19 protein-coding genes and 1 tRNA gene are annotated in these 17,645 nt (G+C 63.3%); 12 read left to right on the top strand and 8 right to left on the bottom strand.

What is annotated here, in order from left to right:
• Positions 1-10: 10 nt before the first annotated feature.
• From U1737_RS04760 to U1737_RS04725, 8 genes are all read left to right on the top strand, one after another.
• Positions 11-265, top strand: coding sequence for a hypothetical protein (locus tag U1737_RS04760; protein ID WP_332795804.1), 255 nt, complete (start codon positions 11-13; stop codon positions 263-265).
• Positions 262-444 carry a hypothetical protein gene (locus tag U1737_RS04755; RefSeq protein WP_332795803.1) on the top strand — a complete coding sequence of 61 codons (183 nt, stop codon included), beginning with the start codon at positions 262-264 and terminating at the stop codon, positions 442-444. Before U1737_RS04760 ends, U1737_RS04755 begins: the two co-directional genes overlap by 4 nt.
• A gap of 38 nt (positions 445-482) precedes the next feature.
• Positions 483-1,349, top strand: coding sequence for a glycoside hydrolase family 108 protein (locus U1737_RS04750; RefSeq protein WP_332795802.1), 867 nt, complete (start codon positions 483-485; stop codon positions 1,347-1,349).
• A complete protein-coding gene (locus tag U1737_RS04745; RefSeq protein WP_332795801.1) occupies positions 1,346-1,744 on the top strand; it encodes a hypothetical protein in 399 nt (132 codons plus the stop codon). Before U1737_RS04750 ends, U1737_RS04745 begins: the two co-directional genes overlap by 4 nt.
• Complete coding sequence (locus U1737_RS04740; protein ID WP_332795800.1) at positions 1,722-1,970, top strand: hypothetical protein; 249 nt, start codon at positions 1,722-1,724, stop codon at positions 1,968-1,970. Before U1737_RS04745 ends, U1737_RS04740 begins: the two co-directional genes overlap by 23 nt.
• A gap of 15 nt (positions 1,971-1,985) precedes the next feature.
• A complete protein-coding gene (locus U1737_RS04735; RefSeq protein WP_332795799.1) occupies positions 1,986-3,731 on the top strand; it encodes a hypothetical protein in 1,746 nt (581 codons plus the stop codon).
• 370 nt (positions 3,732-4,101) lie between these two features.
• On the top strand, positions 4,102-5,121 hold the full coding sequence (locus tag U1737_RS04730) for a hypothetical protein (RefSeq protein WP_332795798.1): 1,020 nt from the start codon (positions 4,102-4,104) through the stop codon (positions 5,119-5,121).
• Between the two features lie 359 nt (positions 5,122-5,480).
• Positions 5,481-6,311 carry a DNA adenine methylase gene (locus U1737_RS04725; RefSeq protein ID WP_332795797.1) on the top strand — a complete coding sequence of 277 codons (831 nt, stop codon included), beginning with the start codon at positions 5,481-5,483 and terminating at the stop codon, positions 6,309-6,311.
• 153 nt (positions 6,312-6,464) lie between these two features.
• Here the strand turns inward: U1737_RS04725 and U1737_RS04720 are convergent, their stop codons facing one another.
• Positions 6,465-6,758 carry a helix-turn-helix domain-containing protein gene (locus U1737_RS04720; RefSeq protein ID WP_332795796.1) on the bottom strand — a complete coding sequence of 98 codons (294 nt, stop codon included), beginning with the start codon at positions 6,756-6,758 and terminating at the stop codon, positions 6,465-6,467.
• A 385-nt stretch (positions 6,759-7,143) separates the two neighbouring features.
• On the bottom strand, positions 7,144-7,863 hold the full coding sequence (locus U1737_RS04715; protein ID WP_332795795.1) for a hypothetical protein: 720 nt from the start codon (positions 7,861-7,863) through the stop codon (positions 7,144-7,146).
• A gap of 91 nt (positions 7,864-7,954) precedes the next feature.
• Here U1737_RS04715 and U1737_RS04710 point away from each other — a divergent pair, with 91 nt between their 5' ends.
• Positions 7,955-9,175 (top strand): tyrosine-type recombinase/integrase, encoded by a 1,221-nt coding sequence (locus U1737_RS04710; protein WP_332795794.1) that lies wholly within the window; start codon positions 7,955-7,957, stop codon positions 9,173-9,175.
• On the opposite strand, the gene U1737_RS04705 is transcribed toward U1737_RS04710, so the two are convergent.
• The 5 genes from U1737_RS04705 to U1737_RS04685 form a co-directional block, all read right to left on the bottom strand.
• Positions 9,172-9,543, bottom strand: coding sequence for a hypothetical protein (locus U1737_RS04705; RefSeq protein WP_332795793.1), 372 nt, complete (start codon positions 9,541-9,543; stop codon positions 9,172-9,174). The genes U1737_RS04710 and U1737_RS04705 overlap by 4 nt on opposite strands.
• Positions 9,544-9,771: 228 nt before the next feature.
• Positions 9,772-10,656 carry a hypothetical protein gene (locus U1737_RS04700; protein WP_332795792.1) on the bottom strand — a complete coding sequence of 295 codons (885 nt, stop codon included), beginning with the start codon at positions 10,654-10,656 and terminating at the stop codon, positions 9,772-9,774.
• Between the two features lie 298 nt (positions 10,657-10,954).
• Positions 10,955-11,031: transfer RNA gene (locus U1737_RS04695), tRNA-Arg, on the bottom strand.
• Between the two features lie 206 nt (positions 11,032-11,237).
• A complete protein-coding gene (locus U1737_RS04690; protein WP_056411383.1) occupies positions 11,238-11,498 on the bottom strand; it encodes an SWIB/MDM2 domain-containing protein in 261 nt (86 codons plus the stop codon).
• A gap of 47 nt (positions 11,499-11,545) precedes the next feature.
• Positions 11,546-11,749 carry a hypervirulence associated TUDOR domain-containing protein gene (locus U1737_RS04685; RefSeq protein ID WP_332795791.1) on the bottom strand — a complete coding sequence of 68 codons (204 nt, stop codon included), beginning with the start codon at positions 11,747-11,749 and terminating at the stop codon, positions 11,546-11,548.
• 119 nt (positions 11,750-11,868) lie between these two features.
• On the opposite strand from U1737_RS04685, the gene U1737_RS04680 reads away from it, so the two are divergent.
• The 3 genes from U1737_RS04680 to fghA are packed head-to-tail and all read left to right on the top strand — an operon-like array spanning position 11,869 to position 14,203.
• Positions 11,869-12,975 (top strand): S-(hydroxymethyl)glutathione dehydrogenase/class III alcohol dehydrogenase, encoded by a 1,107-nt coding sequence (locus U1737_RS04680; protein WP_248522063.1) that lies wholly within the window; start codon positions 11,869-11,871, stop codon positions 12,973-12,975.
• Between the two features lie 11 nt (positions 12,976-12,986).
• Entirely contained in the window at positions 12,987-13,370 is a 384-nt protein-coding gene (locus tag U1737_RS04675) for a VOC family protein (RefSeq protein ID WP_248522060.1), read from the top strand.
• Positions 13,370-14,203, top strand: a complete 834-nt coding sequence (gene fghA, locus U1737_RS04670; protein ID WP_332795790.1) for an S-formylglutathione hydrolase — start codon at positions 13,370-13,372, stop codon at positions 14,201-14,203. The genes U1737_RS04675 and fghA overlap by 1 nt, the downstream gene beginning before the upstream one ends.
• 245 nt (positions 14,204-14,448) lie before the next feature.
• On the opposite strand, the gene U1737_RS04665 is transcribed toward fghA, so the two are convergent.
• Complete coding sequence (locus U1737_RS04665; RefSeq protein ID WP_332795789.1) at positions 14,449-17,526, bottom strand: TonB-dependent receptor; 3,078 nt, start codon at positions 17,524-17,526, stop codon at positions 14,449-14,451.
• Positions 17,527-17,645: the final 119 nt, after the last annotated feature.

The raw sequence follows: 17,645 nt of genomic DNA, 5'->3' as shown, positions 1-17,645 counted from the left end.
AGGAACTGCCATGGCAACGCCTGCACCCCCGCCACGCTGGCTCTCCTGGATGCCGGCGCTGTCGCTCCTCGTCGTTGTCGTTGGCGCTGTCGGTACTGGCGGCGGCTATGTCGGCCAAGTCACCGACCACAACCGGCGCATCGCTGCCATGGAGACCTTGGTCGATCGGCGTGACGAGCAACTGCGCGCGATCGATCTGCGCCTGGCGCGGATCGAGGTGAAGCTCGAGATGCTGGATCCTCGTACCAAGGACGTTACGCCATGATCGAAGGTATCGTCGTCATGCTTTTCGGCACTGCCATGATGTTCGCCGAGCCCGCGCGTGACTTCCTCGTAGTTCGACGGCCCCCGCGCGGCCTCGATCTCGGTCCGATCCTGAACAGCGCGATCCCCTTCGCACCCGCCGATCGCGCCCTCGACGAGCTGATCGCCGCGATCGACTGACCGCCGACGGCCGGACGCCGTCTACCTGGAGACTATCGATGAAGCTGATCCCCAGCTGGCGCCATGCGTGGCGCCTCTGGTCCGTTCGCATGTCCGCGATCGGCGCCATCCTCACTGCGTTCGCGGCCGCTGCGCCCGATACGCTTCTGCAGATCTGGAACGCGTTGCCCGACGACGTTCGCGGCATCTTCCCGGATACTCTCGCCCGCGTCATTCCGACGCTGCTCTTCGTCGCAACGATCGTCGCCCGGATGATTCCGCAGACGTCAGCCGGCGAGCGCAAGAGCCTGTGGAAGTCGATCTCCGGCAAAGTGGCCCCAAAGGCGGCTGGCGGCATCGCCGCGATCGCGCTGGCGATGATCGCGAGCGTCATCACCATCGAAGGTGGCTACGTGAACCATGCGGCCGATCCCGGCGGTGAGACGCACATGGGCATCACCAAGGTGGTCGCCGTCCAGAACGGTTACACCGGGCCCATGCGAACGCTGCCGCGCGAAGTCGCGGAAAGCATCTACTATCAACGGTACCTGGTCGGCCCCGGCTATGCCGCCCTCGTGCCGATCGACGCTGCGGTGACGGCCGAGCTGTTCGATACGACGGTGAACATGGGTCCAGCGCGGCCGTCGAGGTGGTTCCAGCAGTCGACCAACTACTTGTGCGGCACCAAGCTGGTAACGGACGGCCGCGTCGGGCCCGGGACGATCGCGGCGTACCGCGCGTGCCAGGGCAAGCTTGGCGCGACTAGCCTGTGCGTCTCGACGCTGGTCAACCTCGATCGCTGGCAGGGCATGGAATATGCGCGCCTGGTCCGCGTGAACCCCAAGCTGAAGGTGTTCTACAAAGGCTGGGTCGCGCACCGGATCGGCAACGTCGATCGCGCCAGGTGCAAGGTGGTGGTGCCGTGACGCGGATCCGCATCATCGTCGCGATCGTCGTCGTTTTGGCGATCGTCGCCGGCGTCGCGATGATCCGCCGCGGTGGCGAGACCGCTGGTGCCGCAAAGGTCACGGTGAAAGTCGAGAAAGCTCATGCCGAACGCATCGTCGAGGCACGCACCGACGAACGCACCGCTGCAACCGTCACGCAGTCGATCGCAGCTCGCGCCGTCCGGCTCGACGCGCTGACCGACGCCTATGTCCAAACCACGATCAAGGATCTCCGCGATGCGCTTGCCGCTGTTCCCCCTGCAGCTGATGGCGCTGCTCTGCCTGCCGCTCCTGTCGACCGCCTGCGCGACGGCATCAACGCCGGCATCGATCGCGCGAACCGAGCGGCCGATGTTGCCAACGCTGCCCCCTGAACTGACCAGGAGCGAACGGCTGAAGCCGCTCAGCGCAAAGCCGACCGGCGAGCTGGTGACGATCGACAAAAACGTTCTGACCGAACTGTACGAACGCCTGGCCGAAACGATCGCGGCCGTGTGGCGTGGGAACACACGGGCGGCCGCAGTCGCGCTCGAGCGTCACTGCACGACCGCAATCATATCGAGCGGCACGGTGCCCGCCGCCTGCCGATCTGCGAACTGACGAGGATCGACGACCATGAAGACCATTCTCCTATGGGACCCTCGGTTCCCGGATCGCCGCCCCGCGCGCATCACTGTCGAGGATACCGTGGCATCTGCAGCGGTGCGCGCCGGTGTAGCCGCCGCAGCCAATCCGGCTGAGGCCGGCGTTTTGTCAGCCGGCGGTGCGCTTGATCCGACCATGTTGACCGAGGTGGTGCTTCAGCACGGCTTCGGCGGGGGCACCCGGCGCGTCGTCCTGCCCTACAGCGTGGTCATGGTTGGCGCGTTGGCGGGCGTGCTTGCCGCGATCGGCACGCCCATCGCTAGCGGCGTCACTCCGGCACCTAGCCCTACGCCAACGCCGAGCGTATCCCTCGTGGCTCCAGCCGGCATGAATCTCTCGTCCACCCCATTCACCGTTGGCCGCGTGGGCAGCGGGACCAGCTCAACGTTCGTCACCGATTACAATCACGCCAGCAAGCGTCCGGCGACTGCAACGACTTTCTATGTCAGCACGACAGGCGACAAAGAGGCAAACGGGCTTTCGCCAGCCGCGGCCATCCCGTCGATCGCGCTTGCAATCGTCCTGGGCAATGCGACTGGTGCCCCATACGCAATCGAAATCGCAGCGGGCACGTACAATGTGCTGACGAGTTATGCGCGTACCGCCGCGCCCGCTGGAACCTATGTTGCAAGCTGGACCAACCAGTCGCCGACGCAAAGTTGTGCGATCTACTGTCCGTCTGGCGTATGCGTTATCTCGCACGCGTTCACGCAGCAGACGTTCACGGCGACCGCCGACCCTAACATCTATTTCCGCACGCTGACTTCGAACGGCGGGCGCTGGGTAATCGACAAGACCAAGACCGACGATACCGGCGCGTTTGTCGGGTTGGATCAGGTGCTAACCGTGGCTGACGCTGCGGCTCCGTTCCCCGAGATCAACGCTCTTTGGACCCCGGAGTGCGGCGCGTGCTGGTATCAGACCGGTTCCACGCGCATCTGGGTACGCCTTCCCGACAACCGTGTTCCAGACGCAAACGTCGTCCTTATTCGGGATAATGCCATTTCCGCAGGCGTTAACGCGGCTCCCCCGGCAAGCATTACGATATGGATGGATAACCTTCAGTTTTGGGGCGGCAACAAGGCGTTTTCCGTCACAACGACGCAAGCTATTGCCGTCAACACTTACACGAACAACTGCCAGTTCCTGTACGCCGGATCGCACGCCAATGGTTTGGGCGCGGGCTGTTTCGCGCACACAGGCGGGCCGGGTGAGATCGTCCACCAGAACGGCATCGGCAGCTACGGCAATCTCGACGGCTTCAACTATCACGGCCCTTCGGTATCTACCGTGCAGGCGGATTGCCCGGTCGCATATGAGATTGGTTGCAAATCAAGGTCGGCGGGCTGGGATGGCAGCTTGGCCAATAACGGTTCGACAATTCATGAGGCTTGTCGCGCTGTCCGAGTGAACGGCGACTATCGAAGCAACGCTGATCGCACAATCCACGACGTTAATCGTGCAAGGTCTTGGAACGTTGGCTGCAACGTCGTTCCGCGTCGCGGTCAGGATGGAACCGAACGATCGGCAGCTTACGCTATTGGGCACCCGACCGATGGCCTCACGTCGATAACGTGGCTCGACAATTGCAAGTTCGCCGGCACGCCGCAGTTCCCGTTCGAGGCCTATACGGGCTCGACGCTCAACTATGCCAATATGGCCGTCATTCCGACCAGTGGCGGGCTTGGCGGTACTGTCGCGGCGTACACGCCATAATCATTCAGAGCGGCGCTTCATCCTCATTCACGCCTCGCAATAGATTGATCGCAAACCCCGTCAGCTTCCCAATAATCAGGACGGCAATTGTGGTTACGGCGGCGACAATGGCGGTTTGTGTCATGCGACAATGAAACTGCACTCTCAATAAGCCGTCAATCGAAGAAACGTCCAATTAGGATAGTATTATGACGCTCACCCCAATCCTCACCGCAGAGCCCTTCAACGACAGCGACGGCGACGGCGTTACCAAGCTGAACGCGGAGAACGTGAAGAAGCTAAGCCGCAGCCGTGTCTAAACCATAGTGGCCTAGCTGCCACGTAGCCGCGGGCGCCCGGCTGACGGCGCCTACTCCAGAAGGAAAACACCATGATCAGGACTATGTTACTCGCCCTCACGGCGAGCCTGTTGCCGTGCGCGTCGTTCGCGCAGACCGCTACGCCCATGCTGACCACCGCAACGCCGCTGAAGGCGAACAGCGGTGATCAAAACATTACCCTCTCGAGCGCGCGCGCGCCGTTCAAGAAGGGTGCGGTGATCAAGCTGTGCCCGGTAACCAGCGTCACGCCGGCGTCGAGCTATGTAGCCAGGGCGGCTACTTGTCCCGCCCCGATCGTCGTGCCGGAAACCCCTCCGGTACCGCCGGTCACTCCGCCTGTGCCCCCCGTTGTCGTACCAGATGCGTCGACGCTCACCGCACTCTCGCCTGCGGGCGAAGTCTTCCTGCAGGACGACAAGCTCGGCGTCGGCTTCAATCCGTTCGGGGGGATCGGCACGCTGAACGCAGCGCCGCCCGCCTTCCGCACCGATGTACGTACCGGACTGAAGCGTCTCGGCCTGTTCGACGGCAAGCATGACGACGTGATCCTGCAGGGCCGCGCGATTGACTTGTTCATGCTGTCGATCAACGGTCGCCGCTACGCGAACGGCCAGCTGACCGGCTTCTCGCAGATCCCAGGCAAGTTTTCCAATCCTTCGCGCTGGCTCGGCCTGGCCGCGGGCGTTGAGGTTGAGCAGCTCGTTCGCCTCGACGGTCCGGCAGTGCACTTCGACATGAAGCTGACCAACCGCAGCTTCGCTCCTGTTACCCTCGGTTATCTCCGTGCAGTGGATCCCGACCAGTCGGATCTCTACGACACGACCAACACCGCGATAGTGGGAGGCGTCGAGTCTACGTTGCAGGGTAAGGGTGGGACGTTCTACCTCCGCGACGTCGCCGGCAAGGCAACGATCGCCACTGCTTCGTATAACAAGGCGGCCGAGGTCGGCGCGACGCTGGCGATCGGCGCGACGCGGAAGGGCGACTACGTTGTGCAGCTGGTGTTCGCGCCCATCACGCTGGCGCCGGGGCAGTCGTTGACGCACTCGTTCGAAATGGGCGTGCGCTAAGGCCTCGGCCCGCCGTTGCGCCTTCCGCCGCGATCAATGCCGTGTCATAGCTGGCGAGCCTGTCCTAGCTTAGCCGCAACGACAGGCCCGCGCGCGCGGAATGCCAAGGGTCACCGGTTCGCCGGGTGGCCCGCCAAATACAAAACCCTCCGGGGAAATACGCGGGGCGTAGATCCCTTGGCCTGCGCGGCTAACCACCCGGTCCGTCCGGACGGTTGGCCGCGCAGCGACCTCCACACCAGTATCGCGACGATCGTCGCATCCCTCGGCCAACCGGCCGGGGCCCCGCCGATCGCGTCGATCGGCGGCCATCATGGCGCGCGTAGCCCGTGCCTCGTCATGAAGGTCACCTACCCACCATGCATACCGTTATCGCCGCTCGGCCGCCCGCACCGTACATGGGCGGCAAGCGCAACCTCGCAACGCGCCTGTGCACCCTGATCGATGCCACCCCGCACAAAGCCTATATCGAGCCCTTCGTCGGGATGGGTGGCGTCTTCCTTCGCCGATCGCGCCGGCCGAACGTCGAGATCATCAACGACCTGTCGGGCGACGTCGCCAACCTGTTCCGCGTGGTTCGACGACATTACGAGCCGTTCGTCCAGGAGTTGCGCTGGCTGATCGCCAGCCGGGCCGAATTCGACCGGCAGAAGGCGGTCGACCCAAACACGCTGACCGACATCGAGCGCGCCGTCCGCTTCCTCTACCTTCAGCGCCTGGCGTTCGGGGGCAAGGTCGTCGGCCGGCATTTCGGCGTCGATCGCAAGTCGCCGTCGCGGTTCAACCTCGGCAAGCTGCGCGCTGAGCTGAAGCTGCTCAGCCGGCGCCTCGAGCCTGTCCAGGTCGAGCAGCTCGGCTATGCGGATGTCATTCGCCGGTACGACCATGCCGACGCGCTGTTCTACCTCGATCCACCCTATGACGAGACCACTGGCTACGGCACCGGCTTCGGCCGCGACGATTATGTTGCGATGGCTGCGCAGCTGGCGACGATCGCCGGTAGCTTCATTATGTCGATTAATGACACGCCGTTCATCCGCGAGGTATTCGCCGCCTTCGATATCCAGGAGGTCGAGACGACCTGGACGATCAGCACGAAGGCGACGGGCGCCGGAGCCAAGGTGACCGAGCTGATCATTCGCAACCAAGCGACGTGGCCGGCTTCGTGCTTTAACTCGGAAAACACCTAGCGAGTTCGTGCTTTCGAGTAGCTATTCCGGTGGTGCCGCTGGGGTATCGCAGCATGATATCAGGGGTACGAGCTACCTTCGAGGCCGCGGAAAACCGTGCCTGCGGCGGAGGTCTTCTCAGCGGCTCAAATTCCCTCCATCCGTTGCGGGCGATCAGTCTCTGATACCGATCAAAACTAGCTTGCCACCGCGAATCTCGAGGCGGGTCGGTCTACGGTTCGCGGGGTCGGAGCCACTCTTTCCCGACGTAGTCGCGATCGAAAAGGCTACAACCTCTTCCAAAAATTCATTTTGCGCTGTCGGATCGACCTCGAGCTCGATCTCATACTTTTCCAGTAATCGATAGAGCGTAGATCGACCGACTTCCAATCGTACGGCAGCGGAAGAGAGATTGTAATTAGTTGCCTTCAGCGCTGATACGATGGCTTCACGCTTAGCGTGGGCCATGGTGCCAGACCGTTTCCACGATTTGTTTGGCATTCCAACCTTCGTTTCGAAGTTGAAGTGCAAAGGTACGTAGGAAAGCCGGTATTGGATCCAGGCGACGGGATCGCGTCAACCCTTTTGTACAATTATAACGACGGCAGAATAACGCCGGTCGGTCCTCGGGTGGGGTATCGTCTACCGAGAAGTGGGGTACATCGGCCACTGTAAGCGGCAGAAAACCGTCATTGCGGCGGAGGGATTTTCCGCCGCATCGATCGTGTAACCCGGCTATTTTCAAGGCGGCCGGGCCAGACGCCAAGACGATGAGTTTGGGCCAGCCTGATGAATAGCCGGTTACCGCTTATCGCGGTGGGCTTCTGGTAATCCCACCCCCAATTTATCGCCGTTACTTTAACGCTCGCCCCAGAAGAGCATGACAACCCGTGAATGGCAGAGTCGACCCGCAAGTGCATACGCCAAAGCCGGTCGCGCTGTGTTTGAGCTCAGCCGCCAACATTTTCTGTTCTGCCTGTGTCCGCTTACGCACCGCGGTTTCCCATTTGTGCTCGAATTCCGCAACTTTCGCGTGCGTTGATTGCGACATCAATGTTTTCCACATCCCCTTTTCGTCACGATCGAACTGAGCATCTGGATCGCTCAGCACTACGGCTCGCTGCGCCGCACGGATCTCGATTACCCGCCTAGTCGCCGTAACGAATCCGGCCGTTGTTTTGTCCTGATCAAGGATAAGAAACTCAGATGGAACCTGAGGCTGCATTTTGTCCGCGTCGGCAGGAGCGGCCGCCTCAATGAAGGCGATGCTTGTTCCCACGACGGTTGGCCAGGCAGGGGCTGTAACGTCGATCAACGTATTGTCCGCCCGTCGATGCACGACGTGGAACATCGCCTCAACAAAGCGTCCCGGCCACAGCGTCAGCAGCCATCCGTGTTGAGCCTCGCCACCGTGAGCCAAGCGGTGTTCTTCGACGTTGCCATAGCAATTGCCGGCGCGGCCTTTGCCACCGATCGGCACCTCTAAAACATCTGCCCCATTAAAGAGGTCGTCTGCTGTTTTCCGCGCCAAAGCATGTGAAGGGGGAAGTCGAACTTGAAACGGAAGTGGCATCTATAACTCCTGAGCATTCGAGTCGGCTGGAGTCTACCAGCCTTAACTCGTGCCGGGGAACCCAAGCAGTCCAATCTCTCCGGAGCAAATTATGTTGACCAACACCGCGGTGAAAGCCGCGCGGCCGCGCGCGGCCGCCTACAAGCTGTTCGACCAGGGCGGCTTGCATCTATATGTGGCGCCAACCGGCCGGAAGTCCTTCCGGATCAAGTTCCGGTTTGGCGGCAAGGAACTGCTTCTGACGATCGGCGCCGTTCCCGAAGTGTCGCTTGATGCTGCTCGGGCCCGGTGTCACCAGGTGCGCGAGCAGCTCAGCCGCGGCGAGGATCCACGAACTTGCGAAATTGCGCAAACCGGCAAGGCTCGTGCTTTCGCTGACGTCGCGCGCCAGTGGCACGCGCACATGCGCCGGCGCTGGACGGAGGTGCATGCCGGCGACGTCTTGGCGAGCCTCGAGCGCGACGTGTTCCCGGCGATCGGCGCGATGCCGATCGGCGCGGTCACCGTGCCGGTAATCCTGAACGCGCTGCGCCTCATTGAGGAGCGCGGCAGCTACGTCACCGCTGGCCGCGTCCGCCAGCGGATCTCGGCCGTATTTGCCTACGCCATGGCGGAGGACCTGGTCGACCAGGATCCTGCCGCGATCGTCAGCCGCGCGCTCACCCCGCCGGCGCCGGCACAGCATCATCCCGCGTTACTCGAGATCAAGGATGCGCGGGCGCTGCTCGTCGCGGCCGAGCTGGTCGACGTCGTGCCAATCGTGAAACGCGCGTCGCGATTTCTGGCGTTGACTGCGGTCCGCTTCGCCGCGGTCCGCGGCGCGCGCTGGGAGGAGATCGAGGATCTCGACGGGGTCGCGCCGATCTGGCGTGTGCCGGCGGCTCGGATGAAGCTGAAGCTGGCGAAGAAACTCGATCCGAAGAATGATCACCTTGTGCCGTTGTCGCGCCAGGCCGTCGCACTGCTGCGCGCGCTTCGTGGAAATCTGCATCCGGACAGTGCAAATTTGCACGGTCTGATCTTCGACTGCGGCGCCGACCGGATGATCGGCGAGAAGTCGATCGGCGCGCTGTACGATCGCGCCGGGTTCGAAGGGCGGCACGTTCCGCACGGATGGCGCGCCACGTTCTCGACGCTGATGAACGAGAAATCGGAAGGGGCAGATCGCGACGTTATCGAGAAGGCCTTGGCGCATACGCCGAAGGACAAGGTGAGGATCGCTTACGATCGCAGCGCGCAGCTTCAGCGCCTCCGCGATCTGTTCCAAGAGTGGGCAGATCTGTTGTCGCCGGCGACGACGCCAGCTGGCTAAATTGAATCGGCCTGGACCAGGCCGGCGGCTAGGTCCTCGCGGTACCGAAGACAGTCCGCGAGGTTTCGCCAGTCGTAATCGCCGACGATCCAGTCGTTGCCGCACGATCGGCAGTATTCCATGCCAACGCCGCACCCGCCGCCACCGAGGATATCCGTACCTGGCGCGCCGCAGAATTGACACGGCTCATGTTCGAACGCGTCCCAGTCATCGGCTGCGATTGATCCGAGCGGCGCGTTTGATCCGATCCGCCAGGCCGGGTGTATTGCATCGCCGCGGCCGCTGACGAAGCGACAGATCGCCAGTCGCGCCGCCCACCGGCGGGTGCGGTCGAACCGACCGTCGGTAATTCGATCAAGCGGCGTCATACAGTTCTCGCCTTGGGCAGCGCCGCATGCGCGACGCAAGAATAGAACAACGACTTTCGCACACTTCCCCCATCGACAGCTCGGGGCGGCGCAAGCCGCCTCGTTCCGACAGCCGGGTCTTGGCGGTCGGGTCCTTGAGGCATGCCGTTTCGGCCTTGGGGGAAATCAAACTAGCGCCGGCTCCGCGTTCAGCGGAGACGTTCCTTCTGATCTATAAACCTATATGCTTCATACTCGGCCAAGATGTCCGTCTGAGCTAAAGAGAGAAGCGCCAAGGCTGGCGATCGCACTGCGTTGTGCGACGACTTCCTTGCTCGGGGGCGACGGTGGTGCCTGGACAGGCTCAGCGACAGTCGACCGGCCGAACCTGCGCGCACGGCGCTCGCGCAGCTGCAAGAAGCGCTGATAGACACGCTCGGCCATCCGCTTCTTCAGATCGAGGAAATATGCGTGGCTGGTTTGCACCCGCTGCTTCAGCGCGGGATCGCTCCGCCGAGACTTGGTAGTGCTGCGGCTGATCCATGCGAGCAGGCCGTGATGCCCGAGGCGGCGTAACGCTCGGCCGACGCTCTTCTCGCAGCATCGAGCGGCCTGCGCGATCTTACCCCAGGACGGAAACCAGCGTCCCGAACCCGCGAAGCACAGGAAGTTGAAAACCGCCTCGTACACCGCGACGTCGGTGCGGGTGACCCCGAGCGAGTGCTTCTTGAGATCGACCTCGATAGCGTCCAGCGCGATCCGGATGGTGGCGGGGCGGCCGACTGGACGATCCGCGACGGGGCGGCCCATCAGTTCCTTCAGCTCGGCCGACAGCACCGCGTGATCGTGCTCAAGCTGCAGCTTCCGGCCCCGCGGGAATTCCGCAGCATGTTCCGCCTGCAGCTCCTTCGCGACCGCCACCAACGATTCGACGGTCGAGATCCGTTCGGCGGTCGACCCGAACCGGTTGCGGTCCCACGGCTGCGCATCTGGCGCGGCCTCGTCGACGCAGCCGCGGCGAACCTGCGCGTCGGGCCCGCGACCGCGGACCGATCCGTCAGCAGCCTTGGCGATGGTGCCTGCGATCTGGCCGAAGCCCCGAAGCGTAGGTGTGGAAGAGAAGGTAAGCGACATCGTGTCGGCTCCCGATGGGAAGTCGATGGGCGCACGAAAGCGCCAGCTGAATCGGTGTGTTCAGCCGCGCGGACGTGTTTTGGGGTGGGAAAGCGCCCGTCAGAGCAGGCGCTGGAGCCTCTTCAGGCTAGGTGTCGGGGGGCGGCGCACGCGCAATTCGACGTCGACGAAACGTGGTTCGTCGGCGGAACGGGCGCGGAACAGATTGTGCCGCTTGCTGTGTCGGAGCGAACCGTGGGTTTCCGCGCGTTTCGCGCTTTATGCAGTGCCAGTTTTCGGCGGTTTCCCGCGGAAAAGCTGGTGCCCCCGGCGAGATTTGAACACGCGGCCTACGGTTTAGGAAACCGTCGCTCTATCCGGCTGAGCTACGGGGGCATCCGCTGGCGCATTACGCCGGTCGGGTAGGACGATCAAGCTCGGGAGAGACTTTGCAAGAACGGCGTTTGCGTCCGCTCGGTCAGCATGACGCCGGACCGATGAGAGAGAAAAACACGTACCATCGAACGGCCGATCCGAGACGATCAAGGGCGACGGGTACCGTTCACGATGCCCCGTCGCCGCTTGCCGTGCAGTGCGGGCGGTTAGGCCTTGACGTGCTGCGAGATGTACTTGTTCATCTCGAACATCGTGCACTTGTCACGCCCGAAGACCTTCTTCAGCTTCTCGTCAGCCAGAATCTCGCGCTTGTTCTCGGGGTTCTGGAGGTTGTTGGCCTTGATGTAGACCCACACCTTGCTGATCACTTCGCTGCGCGGCAGCTTGTCGTTGCCGACGATCTCGCCGAGCTCGGGAGAGGGCTGGACGGGGGCGTGGATGCCGCCGGTCTTGGGAGCTGTAGCCATAAGCATTCCTTCCTGTTGCGCGCGTGCGTTAGGCACTGCGCGCGTGGTCACGCCTTGGTGAGCGCGTCCGCCTTGTGCGCTGCCTTGCCGCCCTTGTCACTCTTTACGATGAACTGCGGCTCCTCCTTGGAGGCCTTCACGGTGTGGCCCTTGATCTTGGTGTCGGTCGTCTGCTTCTTCTCGACCGTGCCGTGCGCCTCGCCGCCGTGCGATTTCCAGGTGACCTCGTCGCCCCTCTTCGGATCCTTCATCGCGCCATCTCCTTGATTTGAAAGGATCAAGCGCGGGAACGCGGCAATGGTTGCATCGCCGGCGGGTTGCGGAGGCGAGGCGCGGGGGGCATCAGGGCGGCAATCAAGGAGACCGACCGATGAAGACCCGCGCCGCCGTTGCCTTCGAGGCAAAAAAACCGCTCGAGATCGTCGAACTCGACCTCGAAGGACCGAAATTCGGCGAAGTCCTCGTCGAAATCATGGCGACGGGCATCTGTCATACCGACGCATACACGCTCGACGGGCTTGATTCGGAAGGGTTGTTTCCGAGCGTGCTGGGCCATGAGGGCGCCGGCATCGTCCGCGAGATCGGTGCGGGCGTGACCAGCGTCGCGGTCGGCGATCACGTCATCCCGCTCTACACCCCCGAGTGCCGCCAGTGTAAGTCGTGCCTCAGCGGCAAGACCAACCTCTGCACCGCGATCCGCGCGACGCAAGGGAAAGGGCTGATGCCCGACGGGACGACGCGGTTCAGCTACAAGGGCGAGCCGATCTTCCATTACATGGGCTGTTCGACCTTCTCGAACTTCACGGTGTTGCCGGAGATCGCGGTAGCCAAGATCCGTACCGACGCGCCGTTCGATACCTCGTGCTACGTCGGCTGCGGCGTGACGACCGGCGTTGGCGCGGTGGTGCACACGGCGAAGGTCCAGCCGGGCGATACGGTCGTCGTGTTCGGGCTTGGCGGGATCGGGCTCAACGTCATCCAGGGCGCGCGGCTTGCGGGCGCGGGGATGATCGTCGGCGTCGATATCAATCCGGACCGTGAGGAATGGGGACGGCGCTTTGGCATGACGCACTTCGCCAACCCGAAGGATGTCGGCGATATCGTCCAGCACATCGTCGCGCTGACCGACGGCGGCGCGGACTATACGTTCGACGCGACCGGCAACACGACCGTGATGCGGCAGGCGCTCGAGGCGTGCCATCGCGGCTGGGGCACCTCGATCGTGATCGGCGTGGCCGAGGCGGGCAAGGAGATCTCGACGCGACCGTTCCAGCTCGTCACCGGGCGCAACTGGCGCGGCACCGCGTTCGGCGGCGCGCGCGGGCGGACCGATACGCCGAAGATCGTCGACTGGTACATGAACGGGATGATCGAGATCGACCCGATGATCACGCATCGCCTGACGCTCGACGAGATCAACAAGGGCTTCGACCTGATGCACGCGGGCGAGAGCATCCGCTCCGTCGTGATCTACTGAGGGGCGCGCTTATGTTCACGCACATCATGCTCGGCGCCGACGATATCGCGGCGTCCAAGGCGTTCTACGACGCGGCGCTGGGCGCGCTCGGCGTACCCGAGGGCGTCGTCGATGACTGGGGGCGGGTGGTCTATGCGCACGACGGCGGGCGCTTCCTGCTGACCAAGCCGATCGACGGGCAGCCGGCGAGCCACGGCAACGGCAGCACGATGGGGTTCGCGGCCGCCTCGACGCAGGCTGCCGATGCTTGGCATGCTGCGGGGCTGGCGCACGGCGGGACGGCTTGCGAGGATCCCCCGGGCGTCCGGGAAGCGACCGGGGGGCGGAAGCTGTACCTTGCGTATCTGCGCGATCCGTCGGGGAACAAGATCTGCGCGCTGCACCGGGTCGCGTGATGGAGACCGTTTCCACCAGCAAGGCGTATGGCGGCATTCAGGGCGTGTACCGCCACGCCTCGACCGCGACCGGCACCGACATGACCTTCGCGGTCTATGTGCCGCCGCATGACGAAGGCGCGCGGTTGCCGGTGCTGTGGTTCCTGGCCGGGCTGACGTGCACGCACGCCAACGTGATGGACAAGGGCGAGTATCGGCGCGCGTGTGCTGAGCTCGGCGTGATCCTGGTTGCGCCGGATACGTCGCCGCGGGGCGATGACGTGCCGGATGACGACGCGTACGACTTCGGCAAGGGCGCGGGGTTCTACGTCGATGCGACCGAGGAGCCCTGGGCGAAGAACTTCCGGATGCGGTCCTATGTCGAGGACGAGCTGCCCGCGCTGATCGCAGCGCAGTTTCCGATGGCGGACATGACGCGGCAGGGGATCTTCGGACACTCGATGGGGGGCCATGGCGCGCTGACGATCTGGTTGCGTAAACCCGATCGGTTCAGGAGCGTGTCGGCGTTCGCACCGATCGTGTCGCCGCTACGCTGTGCGTGGGGCGAGAAGGCGCTTGGCGGGTATCTCGGATCTGACCGGACGGCGTGGCGGGCGTACGATGCGTGTGCGCTGATCGAGGATGGCGCGTGGGTGGCGGAGATTCTGGTCGATCAGGGCGATGCGGATGGCTTCCTGATCGAGCAGTTGAAGCCGGAGTTGCTGGCGGCGGCGTGCGAGGCGGCGGGGATCGACCTGACGCTGCGGATGCAGCCGGGGTACGACCACAGCTACAATTTCATCTCGACCTTCATGGCCGATCATGTCGCGTGGCATGCGGAGCGGCTGGGGTAGGCTGCTATCTGCCGCGTGGCGAACGGCTCTTCCCAAGCGGGAGACCCCAGCTTTCGCTGGGGTGACGGAATGATGGGGTGACGGGCTGACGGGCTGACGAGCTGACGGGGGAGAGTGACTGTCCAGCACACCAAACCCCCGCCCGTCATCCCAGCGAAAGCTGGGATCTCACCGTGTCGCGAACCACGCTATCTCCGCACGCGGTCCCGTCTAAGGCAGCATCGCGTGATAGTCTGCACGCCCCCTCAGAACTTGAACCCCGCTGCGATCCCGTACCGACGCGGGTCGATCGTGAAGATGTTCGTGAACAGCCCCGACGACTGGTCGCCGACCGCCTGACCGGTGATCGAATCGTTGTTGGTCAGGTTCTGTACGAAGCCGCGCAGGAACCAGCGGTCTTTGGCGCCGTTCAGCTGCACCTGCGCGTTGATCACTTCATAGCCCTGCACCCGATCGACCAACTGGTTGAAGATCGAAGCCGAGAAGCCACCGGTATAGTTCAGATCCACCCGCGGCACCAACGACATGCCGCTGCCGAAATCGATCGTGTACTGCGCGCCGGCCGAGAATTTATAGGTCGGCGCCTGTGGCAACTTGCCGCCGCGGATGTTGACGGCGACGCCGTCGACGACGCTGAACGGCAGTGCCCCGGTCGGCACGCCGAACAGCGCGCGGAGCGGCGCGGACGGATTGGCGGCGGTCGACGCCAGTACCGAGCACAGGCTGTACGCGCCGGTCGTGTTGGTCGAGGGAATCGCCGTCGGTGCGCGCAGGCCGAGCCCGGAGTTCACCGCCGCGACATAGGTGTTGACCGCAAGGATGCTTCCCGCGGTGTTCGGTATGACCGCGCAATTGGCGGCGCTCTGCAGGTCCTTGATGATCACCGCGTCCGAGCGACCGCCCGAAGGATCGCGCGGATTGACCAGGAACTTGTCCGCCGAGACTTCGCTGCGAAGGTAGCTCGCGTTCATGTTCACCACGAATGCGGGGATCGGACTGAGGATCGCCTCCGCCTCGACGCCGTAGACATTGGCATCGACATTGTCGTTGACCGCGGTCCGCGCGACGATCCGGCTAAGCTGCAACTGCTTGTACTTGTAGTAGAAGCCGGTGACGTTCAGCCGCAACGCCCCGTTGCCGAAGGTGTTCTTCGACCCGATCTCGAACGAGTCGATCTTCTCCGGAGCGAAGGTCGTCGGCACCGAGAAGGTCGCCGGCAGCGGCGGGTTGATCCCGCCCGACTTATAGCCGCGCGAATAGGACGCGTAGAGCAGGTTGTCGGGCGTGATCCGGTAATCGATCACCGCGCGGCCGGTCAGCCGCGAGAAGCTGACCCGATCGAGCGCATATTCCTGCACGCCCGCGCGCGTCGAGTCGAAGTCCGTTGTCGCGTAGTTCAGTCCCTGCGTGATGTTGGAGGCGCCGATCGGGGTGAGCACGTTCAGCGTGATGTTACGCGCCTTCACTTCCTTCTTGTCGTTATTGTAGCGCAGACCGAGCGTCAGTTTCAGCTTCTGGTTGAACTCGAAATACGTCTCGCCGAAGATCCCGTAGGATTTCAGACGGAAATCGTCGCTGTCGTTGCGATAAAATGGTGTGGCGAGGAACGCGTTGCCGTTTACGCCTGGGATCGCCGCCGAGCTTGCCGCGCCGAGCACGCCCGAGGCGTAATCGAGCCCGAACGCGTTGACGAAATAGTCGGTGTTCTGGCTGCGCGAGTCGACATAGATGCCGCCGAGCAGGAAGTTGAACATGCCGTCGAACGAGCTGTCGATATGCGCTTCCGCGGAATATTGCCGGTTCACCTGGCGCGAGCGATCGACGTCGAGGCTCTGCGCGTAACAGCCGATGCCGTTGCCGCCGAACACGCCGACGCCGTTGGTGTCGGCGCCCGACTGGCAGACGCCGCCCGCAGGTCCGTTGGGGATCAGCACCGAGCGTACGCCGTTGAGATAGCCTGTGTTGACCAGCGCGCCACCTGGTAGCGGGATCACGACGCCGGGGCGGCCGATCGCGTTTAGCGTGTTGAGGCCGACATTTGTGGCGAGGGGGTTCTCGACCGCAAGGTTGAAGTCGGTCGTGCTGTCGACGGTGTTGCGCGCGAATCCGCCGGTGAAGTTGAACGAGACCGGGCCGAAATCATGGAAGATCTTGGCGGTATATTGCTCTTCCTCGGCGAAATAGGTCGGGTTGGAATCGATCCGGACGGTGCGGACGTCGCGCGGATTGACCACGCCGGCATAAGTGTCGGCGGCGTAGAGATTCTGCAGGCCGATTGCGGCGATCTCGGGGTGGCCGAGCTGCGTGCCCGCAATCCCGAAATACTGCGTGGAGGCGACCGTCGCCGCCAGCGTCGCATTGCCGTTCGGCGTCTCGTTGGCGAGCCGGTCGGGCAGGCAGCCGAGGATGCCGGTCGGATCGCGGTGGCAGAGCTGCTTCTGGATACGGCTGCGGTTGTCCTTCTCGCGGAAATAATAGCCGATCAGGTCGACCCGCGTGGCGCTGGTCGGCTCCCACGACAGCGTGCCGCGGACCGAATACAGATCGCGCCCGTCGATCTTCGAGCCGTCATAGGTATTCTTGGTATACCCGTCGCGGTTGAGATAGGTCCCTGCGACGCGGATGCCGAGCGTATCGGTAAAGGGCAGGTTGACCATCGCCCGAACGCGCTTCGAGTCGTAATTGCCGTATTCGGCCTCGGCGGCGGCGTGGATGCCGGACAAATCGGGTTTGGCGGTGATGAAGTTGACCACGCCCGAGGTCGCGTTGCGGCCGAACAACGTGCCCTGCGGTCCGCGCAATACCTCGATCCGTTCGAGATCGAAGAACTCGCTTTCGAACAGCCGGGTCGTGACCAACGGCATGTCGTTGACGTGGATCGCGGTCGCCTGGTCGCAGGTGGCGCCGACGCACAGATCGCCGATGCCGCGGATCGTGAAGCTCGACGTGGTGAAGTTGGTCTTGGTGAAGGTAACGTTCGGCAGCGTCTGTTGGAGCGCTGCCGGGTTGACGATCTGCTGCTTCGAAATCGTGTCAGCGGTAAAAGCGCTCACAGCAATCGGAACATCTTGCAGACGCTGCGATTGGCGTTGCGCGGTAATCACGATATCCTGCGTCGCAGAGGCGCTGGACGGCGTGTCGACCGGGGCGGTCTGCGTCGGCGGGGTTGGCATCGGCGGGGTTTGCGTCGATGGGGCCTCCTGGTCGGGCCCATTGGTAGGTGCGGTGTTTTCAGCCGATGTTGTGGTGGCTGTCTGCGCCATTGCCGGCGCAATCGACAGGAGTATCATCGCCGAAGCGGCGAGCAATTCGAACTTAGCCATGGCAGTCCTCTCCCCGATCGTGCCGGTCTTTGCCGATTCACGATTTAGTTTTTCAGGTATGGCGAGGTAACGATTAAAAAAATCAATCGTCAACGCTTTTTCGTGCCCGGAAAACGGGG

Origin of the sequence: Sphingomonas fucosidasi (assembly GCF_036663855.1) — a bacterium.
GTDB classification, from domain to species: domain Bacteria; phylum Pseudomonadota; class Alphaproteobacteria; order Sphingomonadales; family Sphingomonadaceae; genus Sphingomonas; species Sphingomonas faeni_B.
The sequence above is the reverse complement of the archived record's forward strand: the minus strand, read 5'-3'. Positions and strand labels throughout refer to the sequence as shown.

Coding starts and splice junctions, on each gene's coding strand:
- U1737_RS04760 (WP_332795804.1), top strand. CDS start 11: ATGGCAACGCCTGCACCCCCGCCACGCTGGCTCTCCTGGATGCCGGCG.
- U1737_RS04755 (WP_332795803.1), top strand. CDS start 262: ATGATCGAAGGTATCGTCGTCATGCTTTTCGGCACTGCCATGATGTTC.
- U1737_RS04750 (WP_332795802.1), top strand. CDS start 483: ATGAAGCTGATCCCCAGCTGGCGCCATGCGTGGCGCCTCTGGTCCGTT.
- U1737_RS04740 (WP_332795800.1), top strand. CDS start 1,722: ATGTTGCCAACGCTGCCCCCTGAACTGACCAGGAGCGAACGGCTGAAG.
- U1737_RS04735 (WP_332795799.1), top strand. CDS start 1,986: ATGAAGACCATTCTCCTATGGGACCCTCGGTTCCCGGATCGCCGCCCC.
- U1737_RS04730 (WP_332795798.1), top strand. CDS start 4,102: ATGATCAGGACTATGTTACTCGCCCTCACGGCGAGCCTGTTGCCGTGC.
- U1737_RS04725 (WP_332795797.1), top strand. CDS start 5,481: ATGCATACCGTTATCGCCGCTCGGCCGCCCGCACCGTACATGGGCGGC.
- U1737_RS04720 (WP_332795796.1), bottom strand. CDS start 6,758: ATGGCCCACGCTAAGCGTGAAGCCATCGTATCAGCGCTGAAGGCAACT.
- U1737_RS04715 (WP_332795795.1), bottom strand. CDS start 7,863: ATGCCACTTCCGTTTCAAGTTCGACTTCCCCCTTCACATGCTTTGGCG.
- U1737_RS04710 (WP_332795794.1), top strand. CDS start 7,955: ATGTTGACCAACACCGCGGTGAAAGCCGCGCGGCCGCGCGCGGCCGCC.
- U1737_RS04705 (WP_332795793.1), bottom strand. CDS start 9,543: ATGACGCCGCTTGATCGAATTACCGACGGTCGGTTCGACCGCACCCGC.
- U1737_RS04700 (WP_332795792.1), bottom strand. CDS start 10,656: ATGTCGCTTACCTTCTCTTCCACACCTACGCTTCGGGGCTTCGGCCAG.
- U1737_RS04690 (WP_056411383.1), bottom strand. CDS start 11,498: ATGGCTACAGCTCCCAAGACCGGCGGCATCCACGCCCCCGTCCAGCCC.
- U1737_RS04685 (WP_332795791.1), bottom strand. CDS start 11,749: ATGAAGGATCCGAAGAGGGGCGACGAGGTCACCTGGAAATCGCACGGC.
- U1737_RS04680 (WP_248522063.1), top strand. CDS start 11,869: ATGAAGACCCGCGCCGCCGTTGCCTTCGAGGCAAAAAAACCGCTCGAG.
- U1737_RS04675 (WP_248522060.1), top strand. CDS start 12,987: ATGTTCACGCACATCATGCTCGGCGCCGACGATATCGCGGCGTCCAAG.
- fghA (WP_332795790.1), top strand. CDS start 13,370: ATGGAGACCGTTTCCACCAGCAAGGCGTATGGCGGCATTCAGGGCGTG.
- U1737_RS04665 (WP_332795789.1), bottom strand. CDS start 17,526: ATGGCTAAGTTCGAATTGCTCGCCGCTTCGGCGATGATACTCCTGTCG.